The 18611-nt window shown below is 61.5% G+C and carries 9 protein-coding genes; 4 read left to right on the top strand and 5 right to left on the bottom strand.

Going from position 1 to position 18611, the window contains the following annotated elements:
- Positions 1-326: 326 nt before the first annotated feature.
- The 3 genes from actP to acs all read right to left on the bottom strand — a co-directional run bounded on the left by actP (position 327) and on the right by acs (position 4337).
- Entirely contained in the window at positions 327-1979 is a 1653-nt protein-coding gene (gene actP / locus WCL58_RS11395) for a cation/acetate symporter ActP (RefSeq protein ID WP_148874231.1), read from the bottom strand.
- Positions 1976-2287 (bottom strand): DUF485 domain-containing protein, encoded by a 312-nt coding sequence (locus WCL58_RS11390; protein WP_004930047.1) that lies wholly within the window; start codon positions 2285-2287, stop codon positions 1976-1978. Before WCL58_RS11390 ends, actP begins: the two co-directional genes overlap by 4 nt.
- 91 nt (positions 2288-2378) lie before the next feature.
- Positions 2379-4337: an acetate--CoA ligase gene (gene acs / locus WCL58_RS11385; protein ID WP_084826977.1), complete on the bottom strand. Its 1959-nt coding sequence runs from the start codon at positions 4335-4337 to the stop codon at positions 2379-2381.
- A gap of 900 nt (positions 4338-5237) precedes the next feature.
- Here acs and gltP point away from each other — a divergent pair.
- Together gltP and WCL58_RS11375 are read left to right on the top strand one after the other, a co-directional pair.
- Positions 5238-6554 (top strand): glutamate/aspartate:proton symporter GltP, encoded by a 1317-nt coding sequence (gltP, locus tag WCL58_RS11380; protein ID WP_015376334.1) that lies wholly within the window; start codon positions 5238-5240, stop codon positions 6552-6554.
- 275 nt (positions 6555-6829) lie between these two features.
- Positions 6830-8173: a condensation domain-containing protein gene (locus tag WCL58_RS11375; RefSeq protein ID WP_336851165.1), complete on the top strand. Its 1344-nt coding sequence runs from the start codon at positions 6830-6832 to the stop codon at positions 8171-8173.
- Positions 8174-8215: 42 nt separating this feature from the next.
- Here the strand turns inward: WCL58_RS11375 and WCL58_RS11370 are convergent, their stop codons facing one another.
- Positions 8216-11311 carry an amino acid adenylation domain-containing protein gene (locus WCL58_RS11370; RefSeq protein WP_336851164.1) on the bottom strand — a complete coding sequence of 1032 codons (3096 nt, stop codon included), beginning with the start codon at positions 11309-11311 and terminating at the stop codon, positions 8216-8218.
- A 64-nt stretch (positions 11312-11375) separates the two neighbouring features.
- The gene (locus WCL58_RS11365; RefSeq protein WP_336851162.1) at positions 11376-12986 is read right to left on the bottom strand and encodes a condensation domain-containing protein; all 1611 of its coding nucleotides are present in this window, start codon (positions 12984-12986) and stop codon (positions 11376-11378) included.
- A 534-nt stretch (positions 12987-13520) separates the two neighbouring features.
- Here WCL58_RS11365 and WCL58_RS11360 point away from each other — a divergent pair.
- Together WCL58_RS11360 and WCL58_RS11355 are read left to right on the top strand one after the other, a co-directional pair.
- Positions 13521-15614 carry a TonB-dependent receptor gene (locus WCL58_RS11360; RefSeq protein WP_025304960.1) on the top strand — a complete coding sequence of 698 codons (2094 nt, stop codon included), beginning with the start codon at positions 13521-13523 and terminating at the stop codon, positions 15612-15614.
- Between the two features lie 78 nt (positions 15615-15692).
- Entirely contained in the window at positions 15693-18602 is a 2910-nt protein-coding gene (locus tag WCL58_RS11355; RefSeq protein ID WP_336851161.1) for a condensation domain-containing protein, read from the top strand.
- Positions 18603-18611 lie beyond the last annotated feature (9 nt).

Genomic DNA, 18611 nt, shown 5'->3' with positions numbered 1-18611 from the left:
GGCCTTAACGCCGCGTGCGGCGGCCCCGGAGGGGAGAGTCTCAGGATGAGACGAATTGTGTAGGACAAATCCGCCGGGAGCGGATTTGAACGTTGCGAAGCAACGGCCCGAAGGGGGGCGGGCAGGACGCCCGCCATAAACTGCCAGGCATCAAACCAAGCCGAAAGCCCTGAACTGACGTTCAGGGCTTTTTGCTATGCGTAAAACGCAAAAAAGCGCAGCTAGGCTGCGCTGCTTTCCCCAGCTTCTCTCCGATAAACAGCCAGAGAAAAGGCCCCGAAGGGCCTTTGATTAGGGTGTGTTTGCTTTTTTCACTTATTATTCGGTTAATGCGAGCTGCCCTGAGAGATGCCCAGCCCGGTTTGCGAACGGACAAACTGAGCCCGGAAGCGTTCCCGCTCCTGCTGCCCGGCCAGCGAGCCGTCGGTGATCGAGAACAGCCAGGTACCGACAAAGGCCACGATCATCGAGAACAGCGCCGGATATTCATACGGGTAAATCGGCTTTTCATGGCCGAGGATCTGCACCCAGATCGTCGGGCCGAGGATCATCAGAATCACCGCCGTCAGCAGGCCCAGCCAGCCGCCAATCATCGCGCCGCGAGTGGTCAAACGCGACCAATACATCGACAGGATGATGATAGGGAAGTTACAGCTGGCGGCGATAGAGAACGCCAACCCGACCATAAAGGCGATGTTCTGCTTCTCGAACAAAATCCCCAGCGCGATAGCGACCAGGCCGAGCACCACAACGGTGATTTTGGAGACCTTCAGCTCGTCGCGCTCGGTCGCCTTGCCGTTTTTAATCACGCTGGCGTACAGATCGTGGGAAACGGCCGAGGCGCCGGCCAGCGTCAGGCCTGCTACGACCGCCAGAATGGTGGCGAAGGCCACCGCCGAGATAAAGCCGAGGAAGAAGTTGCCGCCAACGGCATTGGCCAGGTGTACCGCCGCCATGTTGGTGCCGCCCAGCAGCGCGCCGGTGGCGTCTTTGAACGCCGGATTGGCGCTGACCAGCAAGATGGCGCCGAAGCCGATGATAAAGGTCAGGATATAGAAGTAACCGATAAAACCGGTGGCGTAGAACACGCTCTTGCGCGCTTCTTTGGCGTCACTCACGGTGAAGAAGCGCATCAGGATGTGCGGCAGACCGGCGGTGCCGAACATCAGCGCCAGGCCGAGCGACAGCGCGGAAATCGGATCGGAGACCAGGCCGCCGGGGCTCATGATGGCGATGCCTTTCGGATGCACCTTCACCGCTTCGGCGAACAGGGTATTGAAGTCGAAGTTGACCGACTTCATCACCATCAGCGCCATAAAGCTGGCGCCGGCCAGCAGCAGCACCGCTTTGATGATTTGCACCCAGGTGGTGGCCAACATGCCGCCGAACAGCACGTACAGCACCATCAGGATACCGACCAGGATCACCGCCACGTGGTAGTTGAGCCCGAACAGCAGCTGGATCAGCTTGCCGGCACCGACCATCTGCGCGATCAGATACAGCGCCACCACCACCAAAGAGCCACAGGCCGACAGGGTGCGGATCGGTTTCTGCTGCAGACGGTAAGAGGCGACATCGGCAAAGGTATAGCGGCCGAGGTTGCGCAGGCGCTCCGCGATCAGGAACAGAATGATCGGCCAGCCGATGAGGAAGCCGATGGAGTAGATCAGGCCATCATAACCCGAGGTGTAAACCAGGGCGGAAATGCCGAGGAACGAGGCGGCGGACATGAAGTCGCCGGCGATCGCCAGGCCGTTTTGCAGGCCGGTGATGCGTCCACCCGCGGTGTAGTAGTCCTGGCGGGAACGGGTGCGTTTGGACGCCCAGTAGGTGATGTACAGGGTGGCGCCGACAAACAGGATAAACATCACGATCGCCTGGATGTTCAGCGGCTGACGATGCACCTCGCCGCCAATGGCGTCGGCGCAGGCCAGACCGGGCAGCAACAGCAGTGCAGCGGCGGACAATAAACGCTTCATTGTTTCACCTCACGCAGGATTTCTGCGGTGAGGCGATCGAACTCGCCGTTGGCGCGAAACACGTAGATCCCGGTCAAGACGAAAGAGATCACGATCAGCCCGACGCCGACCGGGATCCCGCGGGTGATGGTCGATCCGGCGGCGATCGGCGTGCCGAGCCATTGCGGATCGAAGGCGATCAACAGAATAAAGCCGACGTACAGCGCCAGCGTAATCAGCGAAAGCAGCCAGGCGAACCGGCCGCGTTTTCTCACCAGCTCTTTAAAGCGCGGGTTTTCTTCAATCCCTTGATAAATGGTGTCATTCATCAGAGTGTCTCCAGTAGGTATTGATAGAGTACGCCGCGCCAGGGCCGCTCAACGGCGCGTTATCCGAATGAGCGGCCTGAAGCGGCGTAAATTATGACGGCACTTTCATTGATTGTTTTTCTTCCAACAGCTTGTCGACTACGGCCGGATCCGCCAGCGTGGAGGTATCCCCCAGGTTGCTGGTGTCGCCGGCGGCAATTTTGCGCAGGATACGCCGCATGATCTTGCCGGAACGCGTTTTGGGCAGCGAATCTGTCCAGTGCAGCACGTCCGGCGTGGCGATCGGCCCTATCTCTTTACGCACCCAGTTGCGCACTTCGGTATAGAGCTCCGGCGTCGGTTCTTCGCCGTGATTCAGCGTGATGTAGGCGTAGATCGCCTGGCCTTTGATGTTGTGAGGAATGCCGACCACCGCCGCTTCGGCGATTTTCGGGTGCGATACCAGCGCAGACTCGATCTCGGCGGTGCCCAGACGGTGGCCGGAGACGTTCAGAACGTCGTCGACGCGGCCGGTGATCCAGTAGTAACCGTCCTCGTCGCGGCGGGCGCCGTCACCGCTGAAGTACATGCCTTTGAAGGTCGAGAAGTAGGTTTGCTCGAAGCGGTCATGATCGCCAAACAGGGTACGCGCCTGGCCCGGCCAGGAGTCGACGATCACCAGGTTGCCCTCGCAGGCGCCTTCCTGCGGTGTGCCGACGTTATCGACCAGCGCCGGCTGTACGCCGAAGAAAGGCCGCGTGGCGGAACCGGCCTTCAGCTCGGTGGCGCCCGGCAGCGGGGTAATCATGAAGCCGCCGGTTTCGGTTTGCCACCAGGTATCGACGATCGGGCACTTTGCGTTGCCTATCTTGTTGTAATACCACTCCCAGGCTTCCGGGTTGATCGGCTCGCCGACCGAGCCCATGATGCGCAGCGAATCGCGTCGGGTGCCCTCGATCGCCTTGTCGCCTTCGGCCATCAGGGCGCGAATGGCGGTCGGCGCGGTATACAGAATGTTGACCTGGTGCTTGTCGATCACCTGCGACAGGCGATTGACGCCCGGATAGTTAGGCACGCCTTCGAACATCAGCGTGGTGGCGCCGCAGGCCAGCGGGCCGTACAACAGATAGCTGTGGCCGGTGACCCAGCCCACGTCGGCGGTGCACCAATAAATGTCGCCGTCGTGGTAGTCGAACACATACTTAAAGGTCATCGCAGCGTACACCAGGTAGCCGCCGGTGGTGTGCAGCACGCCTTTCGGCTTGCCGGTCGAGCCGGAGGTATACAGGATAAACAGCGGGTCCTCGGCGTTCACTTCTTCCGGCGGGCAGTCGGCGGAAACGCCCTGGGTCAGCTCATGCCACCACAGATCGCGCCCTTCCTGCCAGTAACCCGGTTTCCCGGTGCGTTGGAACACCACCACGTTAGCTACGCTGACTACGCCGGGGTTTTTCAGCGCATCATCGACGTTCTTTTTCAGCGGCACGGCGCGGCCGGCGCGCAGGCCTTCATCGGCGGTAATGACCAGTTTGGCGTTGGAGTCGATAATGCGTCCGGCGACCGCTTCCGGCGAGAAGCCGCCGAAGATCACCGAATGTACGGCGCCGATGCGCGCACAGGCCAGCATCGCGACCGCCGCTTCCGGCACCATCGGCATATAGATAGCCACCACGTCGCCTTTTTTCACGCCGAGCTTTTTCAGCACGTTGGCGAACTGGCAGACGTCATGGTGCAGCTGTTTGTAAGTCACGTTCTTGGATTGGGTTGGGTCATCGCCTTCCCAGATAATGGCGGTCTGGTCGCCGCGCTCAGCCAGATGGCGGTCCAGACAGTTGGCCGACAGGTTCAGCGTGCCGTCTTCAAACCAACGAATGCTGACGTGGCCGGGATCGAACGACGTGTTTTTAACTTTGGTATAGGGTTTGATCCAGTCCAGGATTTTGCCATGCTCACCCCAGAAAGCCTCTGGGTCTTGAACCGACTGTTGATAATACTGTTGGTATTGTGCCGGATTAATCAGGGCGCGCTCTGCAATTGCAGAAGGAATAGCGTGTTTATGCAGTTGGCTCATAGCTTTTCTCCTTGAAGTTGTTAATGATATGTCAACTGAAGGTTAAGTATAGTTTGCTACGATTCTTTGTTTCTTTTTTGCGCGGCAGATCACGCAACAAAGATATTGATTTGTAATAGTTCTGTCGCATTTGCAGGACGTATCTACCTCTTTGGCGTTTAATTCATCATAAACCCGCGTTTTTAGCCAAAAACACTTATCTAAAGAACAAAAAAGAATAAAAAAAGACGAGACTGTTTGCCTCGTGATTAATCGCGTGGGAAAGGCCTGCGTTATTTCACGCTATAAATCTTTTTGGATTATTTTTCGCTATTAATATTCGAAGTTGATATTAACGCGATATAACGATGGACGGCACGCCGTGAAATAACGTTTTATTAACCTTTAATTCCTGATGAAAGGCCGGGTGATACCCTGGGGTATTCACTCTGCGCCATCGTTCTATTTTTAAGCTAAACATAAAGCGGTGCTGCATTTATGGTCGAAAATGTCACTCGGTCAATTCTCATTTATTTGACTTATGCGTAACAAAATATAAACATTTGATGCGGATTAAATATGCAGAATGGACGAAAAATAACGCATTTTAATGGCGTTCAAAAAAACGTCGCCGGCGCGGCTATGTGCTTCATTGTATGAAAAATTATGTTTTTAATAACAAGCAATTATGCCATTTGAAATAGTAACGCGAAATTTTTGTTATTCGATTCAGCGCTCAACCCTGACAAATCAAGGCTTGCAGAGCATGCCGCCCGGATGATACAGATTTATACTGCGTCGCACCCAGGGCAGGTGAACGCTTCCACTGAATTAACATAAGCCTGTAATAAATGATTAAGTATTCTTTTCTCCGTGTTGCGACTTTGTACGGCGAAAAGAGTCTTTGAGGACTTTTTGGGTATGAAAAGTGTAAAAATTAGCCTGGCTTGGCAAATCCTGATCGCGTTGGTGCTGGGTATTATTGTTGGCGCGGTATTGCACAACCAGACAGAATCTCGTGAGTGGCTGGTCAGCAATATTCTCAGCCCGGCGGGTGATATCTTTATTCGCCTGATCAAGATGATTGTGGTACCGATCGTTATTTCCACGCTGATCGTCGGTATTGCCGGCGTGGGCGATGCGAAAAAGCTGGGCCGCATCGGATTGAAAACCATTATTTACTTCGAAGTGATCACCACCGTTGCCATCGTGGTGGGGTTGACGCTGGCCAACGTATTCCAACCCGGCCACGGCATCGATATGTCGACGCTGACCACGGTGGACATTTCGCAGTATGAGAAAACCACCGAACAGGTGCAAAGCGGTTCGCACAGTCTGGTGGCGACCATTCTGTCGCTGATCCCGTCGAACGTCTTCTCGTCGATGGCCAAGGGCGACATGCTGCCGATTATCTTCTTCTCGGTGCTGTTCGGTCTGGGGCTGTCGTCGTTGCCGAAAGAGACCAAAGAGCCGCTGCTGAAGGTGTTCAAGGCGGTGTCCGAGAGCATGTTCAAAGTCACCCACATGATCATGCGCTATGCGCCGATCGGGGTGTTTGGCCTGATTGCGGTCACGGTAGCCAACTTCGGTTTCGCCTCGCTGCTGCCGCTGGCCAAGCTGGTGGTGCTGGTGTACTTCGCCATCGCGTTCTTCGCCCTGGTGGTGCTGGGGGCGGTCGCCCGGCTGTGCAACCTGCGCATCTGGACGTTGATCCGTATCCTGAAAGACGAACTGATCCTGGCTTATTCCACCGCCAGCTCGGAAACGGTGCTGCCGCGCATCATCGAAAAGATGGAGGCCTACGGCGCGCCCAAGTCGATCACCAGCTTCGTGGTACCGACCGGCTACTCCTTTAACCTGGATGGCTCGACGCTGTACCAGAGCATTGCCGCTATCTTTATCGCCCAGCTGTACGGCATCGAGCTGTCGTTGGGGCAGGAGATCGTGCTGGTGCTGACGCTGATGGTCACCTCGAAAGGGATCGCCGGCGTGCCGGGCGTCTCGTTCGTGGTGCTGCTGGCCACGCTGGGCAGCGTCGGTATTCCGTTGGAAGGCCTGGCGTTCATCGCCGGCGTGGACCGTATCCTGGATATGGCGCGCACCGCGCTGAACGTCGTGGGTAACGCGCTGGCGGTGCTGGTGATCGCCAAGTGGGAGCACCAGTTCGATCGCAAGAAGGCGCTGGCCTACGAAACGGAGTTTCTGGCGCAGAAGGTGAAGCCGGCCAATCAGGCCTAATCACCGAGCGTCGCCGACGTTAAAAACGCCCCGGGCAGCTGTGCCGGGGCGTTTTGTTTTTAGCCGTCTTCTCTCCGCCACTTTCTTCTCTCCATCCCCACTGCGCGACTTGCATCCCCGCTTAACAGAATCTAAAGTGTTACCAAATTAATAGAAATGATAATAGATGTTATTATCATTTTCATTTGATGGTGTATGGAGACACGCAAAAGTCGTTGAACGGCGGGGTTATGCCCGTTCGGCGTCTTTATTCGGGCTTATCAAAGGTAGGTAACATGTCGGACACCGCTTTGGCCTCTGAATGGTTGCCGCTGGCGCCAGCGCAGCTTGATTTCTGGGAAGAACACACCTTGCACCCCGGGCAGACCCTGTCCACCGTCGCACACTGCACCGAACTGTGCGGCGCGGTAGAGGAAGAGACGCTCTGCCGGGCGATCGCCACCACCCTCGCCGAGACGCAGGCGTTTGCCCTGCGCTTTGGCGAGCGGCATGGCGACTCTCCTCCGCCGTTACGGCACGATCCACAGCGTATACCGCCATTGCAACGCATCGATCTGCAAACGCACGGCGATCCCTGGCAGGCGGCGCAAAACCTGATGCGCGAAGATATCGCGCAGCGCCGGGCGCTGCACTGCGAGCCGTTAGCCGCCGCCTGGCTGATCAAGCTGGGGCCGGAGCGCTACCTCTGGTACGTACGTGCGCACCATATTCTGGTTGATGGTTTCGGTATGGCGCTAATTGAACACCGCTGCGCCGCGTTGTATGCACACTATCTGGGTGAAGGCAGCGCGGGTATGCCTCTGGGTGCCTTCGACGCCTTTCAACAGGCTGAGCTGGCCTACGCGGGTTCTGAGCGATGCGAGCGCGATCGGCGCTTTTGGCAGAGCTATCTGCCGCCGTCGCAGGCGCTGCCGACGGTGCGCAAGGGCGGTGAGGCCTATGGCGTGCGGCGTCTGAGCACCCACCACCGGCTGCCGGCGGCGGTATCGCAACGACTGGCGCAGCTGGCGGAGCGCAGCGGCATCAATTGGCCCGACTTGCTGGTGGCGCTGTCGGCGGCCTGGCTATTTCAGGTGATGCCCCGCGACACCCGGCAGGGCGAGGCGTTGCCGATGTGGATGCCGGCGATGAATCGCCGCGGACAGGCCGCCACCAACGTGCCTTCGTTGGCGGTCAACACGCTGCCGCTGCTGGTGTCACCGCCGCAAGCGGAGACGCTGGGGGGCTTTCTCACCGCTCTGACGCAGCAGCTGCGCGAGCTGCGCAGCCACGCCGGCTACCGCCTGCGCCAACTGGCCGCCGATCGCGGTGTGGATCCTGACTCGCGCTTCTTTATTTCCCCCTTCATCAACGTGCAACCCTTCGATGCGCCTCGTTTTGTCGGCTGTAGCGGCACCCGCCGCGTATTGGCCGGCGGCTCGGGCGACGGTTTTAACCTGACTTATCGCGGCCGCACCGACGCCCGCGATCTGCAGGTGGATATCGATATTTATCTGGAGCAGTTCCCGACGGAGGATGCGCTGGACTATGGCGAGGCGCTGCAGGAATTCCTGTTGCGCGCGCTGCAGCGGGAAGCCTGGGAGCAGCCGCTGGCGGCCCTGACGGCGTTGCCCGCCTGATAAAATGCGGGCGGGGGATGTCCCCGCCCGAGTGGTGTGGTTTCAGTTGGCCAACAACGCCGCCACTTCGCGCGCGTTCTTGCACGGCAGGAGCGAACTGCTCACCAGCCGGGTGCCGAAAGCGTCATTGAGGCGTTCCGCCACCTGTTTGATATGCGGCAGCTTCAGCCCCATGGCGATAAATGCCGTCTCTTCTCCCCATTCCGGGCGCGGTGCCACGCCGATCGCCTGCCAGTAAATGGTCAGGATCTCGGCGCTGCGCGCCAAAGGCGCGTTCGGCGGCGGGGCCGCACAGGCGTTCAGCGCCGACGCGGTTTGCTGGTGGCTCAGGTCGGCACGGATGCGATGGCGGTCGGTTTTGCCGTTGGCGGACAGCGGCAGCGCCTCGGCATGGATAAAGCGCGTCGGAATATGGGTACAGGGCAGATAGCCGGTGGCGAAGGCGCGGATCTCGGACAGCGGCAGCGGTTTGCCGTCGCGGGTCAGATACAGGGCACCGAGTGCCGCCTCGTTGTTCTCTCCGCTGGGGTAATCCACCACCACCATGTCCTGGATCGCCGGATGGCGGCGCAGCACGTCTTCGATTTCCGGCAACGAGACGCGCACGCCGCGGATCTTCACATAGCCGTTCACCCGGGTGGCGAACATAATGTTGCCGTCCGCCCGGTAGTAGCCCTGATCGCCGGTGCGAAAAGCGCGCAGCGGTTGCCCATCCGGCCCTTCGAGGGTAACGAAATCGTGCTGTTTCAGCTCCCCCTGCTCCAGGTAGCCCAACGCCAGGTTGACCCCGGCGGTATGGATGCGGCCGACCACGCCGGCCGGGCAGTGGCTGCCGTCGTCATGGCAGATGAAGTAGCGGTTGGCCGGCAGCGGGCGGCCGTAAGGCACGGTGCCGTTCTCCTGCGGGGCGATCGGGTGCCAGATGCTCCAGATGGTGGTTTCGGTTGGCCCGCCGAGCGAGAACAGCGCGAGATCCGGGCGCAGGGTACGCAGGGTTTGTACCGTCGCCGGCTTGATGTAGTCGCCGCCTTGCGCCACCAGGCGCAGCGAACGCAGGCTGTCGGCCGTTTTGCAGGTGAGCAGCATCTCCAGAATCGCGGGCACCGAACACCACAGACTAACCCGGTGCTTTTCCACCAGCTGGTTCCAGCTGATGGCGTCCTTTTCCTGATGCGGCGCCGGCAGCACCAGCGTGGCGCCGGCGCACAGCGAACCGAACAGATCGAACATTGACATGTCATGGTGCGGCGGCGTGACGGAAATGAAGACGTCGTCGGCGGTGACCGCCCAGCGCTGCTGGGTCTGGTGGACGACGTTGGCGGTGGCGCGGTTGTTGAGCACCACGCATTTGGGCTTACCGGTGGTGCCGGAGGTATACAGGTAGTAGCTCGCGGCCTGGCTGGCGCTGCGTTCAACCAGCGTCTGCTCATCCGGCAGCGCAGGCGCGCGATCCGTCGGCGCCAGCAGGGTCGCCGGCGTCACGCCGATCGGCGTCTCCAGATCGCCGCCGTGCACCACCAGCGTCGGCCGGCAGTTTTCCAGCAGGTAGGCGGTGCGTTCCGGCGGCGAGTTGATATCGACAGGCACCCAGATCACGCCCTGCAGGGCGCAGGCGAGGCTGAAGATGATCTGTTCCGGGCTGCGCGGCAGATACAGCGCGACCACGTTGCCCGGCTGCACGCCGTGGTTCTGCAGGTTGGCGATCGCCGTGGCGATCCGCTGGCCCAGCTCGCGGTAGGTCAGCGTCTGTTCGTCGCAGATCAGCGCGTTGCCGCCGCCTTGCGCGCCGAACAGCCGCTCGGCCAGCTGTGCCAGATAAGGATAAGGTGCGTAATTCGCTTCGCTGTCGTTGTGGCGATAATGCGCCAGATCGATGAAGTCCCGCGGCGCGATCGCCAGGTCGGCCCGTTGGCAGCTGTGCAGGATGCGTCGCTGCAATGCCGCCAGCATGGCTTCTACCTGTTCACCGTGCAGCGCCTGCTCGGCGTAGTCCACGCACAGCTGCAGGTTTTTTTCGCTGTCCAGCGTCAGGCGAATGTCGATGGCGACCTGCGGCGTTTGGGTCAGGCCGTCGTGGAAGCGCACCGGCGCCTCGGCCGGCAGCGTCTCCCAGCCCAGGCAGTTGGTCAGGATCACCGGCAGCGCCGGGCCGCCCTGGCTTTGGCCGAGCAACTGCCGCGCCAGATCGACGCCGGAAAACGTCAGGTGGTCGAGCGCGCCGAGCACGTCGTCCTGCAAGGCTTGTGCGCGCTGGATAAAATCTTCGCCGTGGCGCGAATAGCGTACCGCTACGAAGCTGGAGGCGTTGCCCAGTGCACCGTCGGCGGCGGGGAATGCCACCGGCACGCCGACGCACAGCTCGCCGTCGGTGGTCCAGTGGGCCAGCGTATCGAGGATCAGCGCCGAGAGCAGGCTGTTGCGCAGCAGCGCGTGTGGCGATCCCAAGCGGCCGAGCTGTTTTATCGTATCGCGCGGCAGCGTCAGGGTGGCGCGGCGATAGCGCGACGAGGTGAGATTGGCGAGCGGGGCGCGCCACGGTAACGCTGACGGGGTGGTGACATCCTGCAGCTTGTCGCGCCAGTAGGCGGCATCGGCCTGGCGCTGCGCCACCGACGCGGCGGGGGGCGGCAGCGCAGCGGCGGTCGGCGCCAGAGGGCGATCGTCAAACAGGCGCGCGATCACGGTGGAGATCCCCTGGCCGTCGAGGATCAACGCATCGAAGCTGGTGAGGATCAGCGTATCGTACGGCGATCCCGTCGGATCCTGCTGTTCGGCAAGTTGGATCACGGCGATGCGCCACAGCGGTTGGCTCGGATCGTGGCGCTGGTGGGAGTAACGCGCGCGCAGCTGTTCGATCTGGCGCTGCGCCGCTTCGCCATCAAGGGCGCGCAGATCGTGGCGATCCAGATGCAGCGTCACCTCCGGGCGTACGTGCTGCGTGCCGCGCTGCACATCGATGCAGGTGCGCAACGCCGGGTAGTGCTGTACCAGCTCGGTCAGGCGCGCTTCAAGGCGCGGTACGTCCAGCTGCCGGGCGCGGTATTCGCGAAAGTCGTGCATCGCCACGCCGCCCAGCGGCCATCGATCGCTGCGGCCCAGAAGATAGGCCTGCTGCAGTGCGGTTAATGGTGTCTCCATGGTACTTCCCTATAGTCGCTAACCGATTAAAACGAGCCGGGCGCCGCGCGCCCGGAAACCGATCTCAGTGCTGCGGCGCCAGCGCGGCGAGCAGCGTTTTCGCATGCCTTCCTGCCTCGGGCGAGCGTTGGCAGATCAATGCCGCCAGCGCCGCAGGGGAGGAGTGCGCCGCCAGATCCTGCGCCGTTAGCCCCGCTGCCAGATACTTGTTGAGCACCGTCAGCAGCGCGTTCACCCCGGCATCCGGCAAGGCCAAGCGGTGGATATCGTCGTGGTCGCGCAAGCCGGCCTCGGGGGCCACCCGCGCCAGCAGCCGATGCAGCACCTGGCGCACCGGCGCCTGCTGCGCCAGCGCGTCGGGCGTGCATTGCGCCAGCAGCTGCGACAGCGGGCGATCGAACGCCGCCGTTTGCCGCGCGGCCAGGTGCAGCAGCGCCCGGTAACAGGCCAGCAGGCGTGGCAGCACCTGCTCGGGGAACGCGTCGAGCCGCACGTCCCAGTTGATCAGAATGCCGTCGTCGACGTGGGCGACCTGCGCATCCAGCGCCACCTGCGGCCCCTGAGAGATGACCCAGCCGAGACGGCCGAAGGTGTCGGTGACCCGTTCGGAAAACAGCGTCTTACCGCGGATGCCGAAACCGGCGGTAAACACCACCGGCGAAGGCTGCAGGCTGCCGTGCAGGCGCGACAGATCGCGCATCACGCTCACGCCGGGGTAATCCGCATGCTCGATCAGCTCCGCTAGCTGCGTCATCAGGCGCCGGCAGAAGGCGCTCAGGTTTTCCGTCGGGTTCAGCTCCACGCCGAGCAGCACCAGGTTAGAGAAATCGCCGATGAGGCGATGCGCGTCCTCCCGTTCGCTCTCGCGGTGGAACAGCGGCACGTTGAGCCGGAAGCGCGTCATATTCCACCCCTGGCCGACGGCCAGGGCGAACAGTGCGAGAAACAGCGTCGAGAGCGAGGTGTGGTGCCGTTTGGCGACGTTCTCCAGCGCGCGGCTTTCCTCTGCGTCCAGCTGTATGGCCAGGCGATCGCTGCGGCAGCGGTCCGGCGTGCGCAGCAGGCGCGGCGCCGGTGGCACCAGCGCCAGGCGCGAACGCCACCAACGCTGGCCGCGTTCGCGCCGCTGGCGCAGCGCCCCGTCGGCGTCACGTTGTGCGAGGTGATCGAAGTAGGCCGGCGGCGCGTCATGGGAGGGTACCGGTGGGCACTGGTGATAAAACGCCGTCAGATCTTCCATCAACAGGCGAAAGCTCATGGCATCGCCGGCGATCATATCGAGATCGACATGCAGGCGGCTGCGCCCTTCCGGCAACAGGCTCAGGCTGATATCGCAGGGCACGCCCTGTTCCAGCGGCAGCAGCTGGGTACTTTTTGCCTGGCGTTTGGCGGCGAGCGCGGCTGCCAGCGTCGCTGTATCGGCGTGCCGCCAGTCGTCGAGATGCAAGGTGTGCCGGGGGCCGGGAGGCGCGATCGTCTGCCGGCCATCATCGGTAATGCGCAGGCGCAACAGCGGATGATGCAGGTACAGCGCATCGACGGCCTGGCGCAGTCGGGCGAGATCCAGCTCGCCGCCGTCGAATTCCGCATACAGGTGGGCGGCCATGCCGCCGAGGGGAGGAGCGGACTGTCGGCCTACCCAATAGGCGGCCTGCATCGTGGTCAAAGCTTTCATCGGGTATCCATTTTGATTCAGCCAACGAGACTGCAAGAATATATCCAAATGTTAATAGGAATGAAAATTATTATTATTTAATCCATTTGACGCGAGGGTGCTATCTATAAGGGGTTTTAGCGAGGGCGGATGGGCGTATCGTTGGGTGTGAATAATTTATCTATATTATTCTTAGCATTGTAATGATTGCTTGTTATTGCAGCGCCTGTTTTACCTGCGAAAGTATAAGGTTTTCTGTCTGTTATCGCGGCTTTCCTCACACCTTTGTTGATAATGATTTGCATTAGAAAATGCAAAATATTATCATTCTTAACATTATTTTACGTTTTTATACAAGCCGCCGGCCGCTCCGCCGGCGGCTTGGCCGTGGACGGGGCCGCGCCCGTTCGGCCGCGCAAGGCATGGGTTTGCCGCAGGGATAAGCAACACAAAGGTCGGGAAGGCCGGAGCGTCATGGTCTGTGTGAGTGTCGATGTAGGTTGTGTAAAAAAAATCAAATTTTGTGCACCTCTGGGATGAAAGGAGAAGACATCTATGGGCAAGCATTTTGCGGCTCAACGGCATGAAAGCGTAGGAAACGGGGAAAAAGCGGGGTTGAAAGCCATTGGGGCGTTTTCCTCCGTATTTTTAGGGGTTTGTTCACTGGCGATCGGTAACGTCAACGCGGCGGAAACCAAGAGCAACGAAACCTACCAGGACGCGGAAACGCTGCTGGTCACCGGTGAGAAGATCAAACGTTCCATTTTCGACACTGGCTCCAGCGTGCAGGTGTTCGACAGCAACCGCATCGCCTCGATGCCCGACGCGGTGCAGATCCCCGATCTGCTGCGCATGACCCCCAACGTGGTGGATCTGGGCATCGGCAACGAACTCCCGACCGTGCGCGGCATCGACGGCTCCGGCCCGAACGTCGGCGCCAACGCCTTCCTCAGCGGCACCCGTCCGCGCCTTAATCTGTCGTTGGACGGCCGTTCGCTGACCTATAACGAACAGGCGTTCGGCCCGCAGTCGCTGTGGGATCTGGATCGCGTCGAAGTGTTCCTCGGCCCGCAAAGCTACATCCAGGGGCGCAACGCCATCGCCGGCGCCATCGTCATGGCCAGTAAAGATCCGACCTTCGAGTGGGAAAGCGCCTTCAAGGGTGGGGCCGGCAACCAGCACTCTTCACAGCTGGCCGCCATGGCATCTGGCCCGCTGGTGGAAGATCAGCTGGCGTTCCGCGTCAGCGTCGATCGCCAGCGCCGCCGCAGCGAAGCCGATCTGCCGGCCTATGCGCCGGTGGGCGACCCGCGCGAAGTGGAAGCCACCACTGCCCGCGCCAAGCTGTTGTTCAACCCGGCCGGCCTGCGCGATCTGACCACCAAGCTGACCTTTAACCACTTCGGCAGCACCGCGCCACAGAACGAAAGCCTCAACCCGCAGCCGCACCCGACCAATCCGCGTCACGATCCGCGCCGCGCCGTGTTCAAAAGCAACATGAACAGCACCATCTGGGATCTGGCCTGGGAGGCCTCCGATGCCCTGACGTTTGAAAACCGCGTTATCTATACCGATTTCAATATCAATCGGCCGACCGCTTACAACATCCAATACGCCGAGATCGACGGCCAGGAAGTTCACGTAGAGCCGGTGGTGCGCTTCGGCGGCGCGGACAGCCGCCTGCACGGGCTGGCGGGGCTGCGTTATTTCCACGGCACGCAGGATGAGTTCGTCAACATCTTTGGCGGATCGACCTTCAAAGATAAAACCGATACCCATTCGGCGTTCGCCGAGCTGACCTATGCGCTGACGCCGCAGGTGGACGTGACCGCCGCCAGCCGTCTGGAACGCGAACACCGTCGCCGCGACGGCGGCAGCCAGGCGGTGCGCATCGACTTCGACGAAACCTATACGGTGTTCTTGCCGAAGCTGGACGTGGCCTGGAAACCGACGGATACCCAAACCTACGGCGCCAAGATCGCCCGCGGCTATAACGCCGGCGGCGGCGGCATCACGATCGGTACGCCGGTGGTCAGCTATACCTACGGTTCCGAGTATGTGTGGAACTACGAGCTGTACACCCGCCATCACCTGAAAGACGCCAACGTGGTGCTGACGGGTAACATCTTCTACAACGATTACAAGGATATGCAGCTGCCTTATTCGTTGGGTGAGAACTCCAGCGTGATCCGTAACGCCGACAAGGTGGAAACCTACGGCGCGGAAATCGGTGCCACCTGGCAGCCGCGCTGGGACTTCGAGCTGTTCGGCAACCTCGGCCTGCTGAAAACCGACATCAAGAAGTTCTCGGGCAGCGGCGTGGAAGGGCATGAGCTGGCGCGCGCACCGGCTTACACCGCCAACATGGGTGCTAAATATCAGTTCCTGAAAGGGTGGGAGCTGAGTAGCAACGTGGCATTTACCGACTCCTACTATTCGCAATACGACAACGACTCGCGCGGGCGCATCGGCTCCTATTGGACGGCCAACGCCCAGCTGGCTTACACCTTCGACTACGGTCGCGCCACGCTGTATGCGAAAAACCTGTTTGATTCAGACCGCCGCGAGATGGTCAGAAGCAACGACATCTACACGGCGACTCTTCAGCGAGGCCGCTTGGTCGGCGCAGCAGTTGAGCTGAATTTCTAACGCTATCGCGATGACGGGGGACGAATGTCCCCCTTTTTATGCGCTATCCCGGCACGGCCGGGCAAAGGAGATAACGCAGTGATCGGTGATTTTGACAGCATTCTGAGCGATGAAGAGGCCCAGCGGCTGGAGAGCGCGTTTCAGGCGCTGGGCGCGGCGTCGGCGGACGGCGAACGGCCGGTAAGCGAAGCCGAAGAGCGGGCGTGGTTCGCCCATCTGCAGCAGGGTGACGCACGCGGGCAGCGGGCGCTGGCCTGGCGCCTGACGGGGGACGTGGATATCGCCCGGGTGACGGCGGCGCTGCAGGCGCTGGTGCGGGAAACGCCGGGCGTGGACGTGCGCTACGTTTTTGATGACGAAAACGGTCTGGTGAAACGCCCAACCGGTTCGGCGCCGTTGCCGGTGAGCCTTCGTCAGGTGGCGGACGAACAACATGCCATGGGTTGCCTGCTGCAGGCGCAGGCGGTGCCGTTTGAACTGGAAAGCGAAGCGCCGCTGCGCTGCCTGCTGTTGCTCACGCCGGGCGATGACGTGATTTTGGGCGTGGTCTTGCATGACATCCTGGCGGAAACGCTGCCGTGGCGCCACCTGCCGGCGATGCTGTCCGCCCGTTACAACGGGGATGCGATGCCTCTGCCTTTCGCGGTGGCGCCGGTCGAGCTGGCGGAAACCCCGGAGCCGCAGCTGCCGTGGGTGCGCCAGGCCGTCTCGCTGCAGGATTACCGCAGCCCGGCGCAGCGCGCTGAAGCGTTGCCGCCGGTGGGCTCGCGCGTGGTCACGCGTATTGAGCGCTCGCTGTTGCCCACCAACGACACGCCGCGGGCCTTGCTGGCGGCGGTGGCGGCACGGTTTGCCGAGTTCGTCGCCGCGCAGGCTGGCGGCCAAGCGGTGCAGCTGTGCGTGCCGGCCGCAGAAACGGCGGAGTTCGTCGGCCTGGAGCTTGGCCTGACGGCGGCGCCGCTGATGCGCCTGACCGTGCAGCATGGCGAGAGCGACGTCGGGCAGCGGCTGCTGGCGCAGGCCGTGGCTGAACAGCCGGACCCGCAACGGGCGCAGCTGCTGGTGGCCTGGCGCGACGATCTGGCCGCAGAGTGGCGGCTGGAAGGCGTTCACGCCGAACGCCTGTTGCTGCCGCCGCTGCATACGCCGTTTGAACTGGCGCTGCTGCTGGGGTTGCCGGAGGCAGAAACGCTGACGCTGGAGCTGGTCACCGACCCGCGCCTGTCTCCGCACGCGGCGCCTTTCCTGCTGGAGCAGTTCAGCGCGTTCCTGGCCGGGCAGCGGATTGCCGTCGCATTGCCGGTGGCTGAGGCCGCTTCCCCGGCGATGGCCGCGCCAGCGGCGAACGGCGACGCAGACGAAAGCGTTGCACCGCTGATTTTGCAGGAGTTCCGTGAGGCGCTGGTGGAGCCGGAAATGACCCTGGATGAAGACTTCTTCGATCGCGGCGGCCATTCGCTGGTCGCTACCCGGGTGATCGGCCGTTTGCTGAGCCTGCATCAGATCGAAATCAACATTAACGATCTGTTCAGCCATCCGACGGCGCGCGGGTTGGCGGGCTACGCCAAACGCCTGAACGTCGCGCAGCCGAATGCCGCGGTGGCCACCGCCGACGACCATGATCGCGCGCAGGCGCCGCTGTCGCTGGCGCAGGAATCGCTGTGGAAGGTGTATGAAGCCTTCGGCCATGACGAGATTTTCAACCTGCCGTTCTCTCTGCGCTTCTTCGATGCGGTGGATGAAACGGCGCTGCGTCAGGCGTTTATCGACGTCATGACTCGCCATACCGTGCTGCGTTCACGCTTCGTCGAGCAGCAGGGCGAAGTGGTGCAGGTGGTGGTGCCGGCTGCCGAACTTGCGGACTACTCGTGGTTCCGCTTCTCCCACGAGACGCCGGCGGGCAACGCCGCCGCCCTGTTGGCCGATGCCGGCCAGCACCGGTTCGATCTGGCCGCCGAGCTGCCGCTGCGCGTCACGCTGCTGCGCGATGCGGACAACGGCCAACAGCTGCTGTCGCTGCTGTTCCACCATGTGGTGCTGGATGAATGGTCGCTCAACCTGATGATGGATGAGCTGGGCGTCGCCTATCGCCATCGCGTCGTCGGCCAGACGCCGCAGTGGAGCGGGCAACCGCCGCAGTTCCACACTTTCGCCCGGCAGCAGCGGGCCTCCGGGGTGCAGCAGCAACATCTGGACTACTGGCTCGACGCGCTGCGCGGCGCGCCGGTCGGCCAGCCGATCTTCCGGCAAGAAGCGTCCACCCATCCGGCGGTGCCGGCACCGGCGGACGTCAACGGCGGCTGGCTGGAGTTCGAGGTCGATCCTGCCGTGGCGGAAGGCCTGTATCAGCTCGCCCGCCGCAACAACGCTTCGCTGTTCAACGTGGTGTATGCCGGGATTACCTCGGCGCTGCGCCTGCTCGGCGGCCCGGCGGATCTGCTGGTGGGCACCTCGACCTCCGGCCGTAACGACGCCGAGTTCTTCGATACCGTCGGCTACTTCACCACCGTAGTGGTGCACCGAGTGCGCTTCGACGAGGGGCTGACGGTGGCCGGGTTGGTCAGCCAGGTGAAAAACACCATCAATGGCTCGCTGCCGTACACCGATATTCCGATCGATCTGGTGGAGGAAGGGCTGTTCGGCGTGGATGCCGACCGCAAGAACCACATGTTTGAAGTGTTTATCCAGATCCACAGCCGCATCAAGCTGAACGGCGAGTTCCGGCTGCAGGACGGCAGCGCGATCGCCTACCGTCAGGTGGAGCCGGAGAAAGCCGAATCGCTGCTCGGCCTGCAGTTTGAGGTGATGGAAGACGATCTGGCCGGGAAAAAATCCCTGCGGGTGATGATGACCTACCGTCAGGACCACTACAGCCGGGAGCAGGCCAATCTGATCGCCGACGGCGTTCAGCACGTCTTTACCCAGTTTGCGCAGCACATCGCTGGCGATATCGCTCTGGCGGCGCTGCCGCCCGGGCCGCAGGCATGACGTTGTTTC

Source organism: Serratia sp. TMDUHS_CL (assembly GCF_037137105.1).
GTDB classification, from domain to species: domain Bacteria; phylum Pseudomonadota; class Gammaproteobacteria; order Enterobacterales; family Enterobacteriaceae; genus Serratia; species Serratia nevei.
The sequence above is the reverse complement of the archived record's forward strand: the minus strand, read 5'-3'. Positions and strand labels throughout refer to the sequence as shown.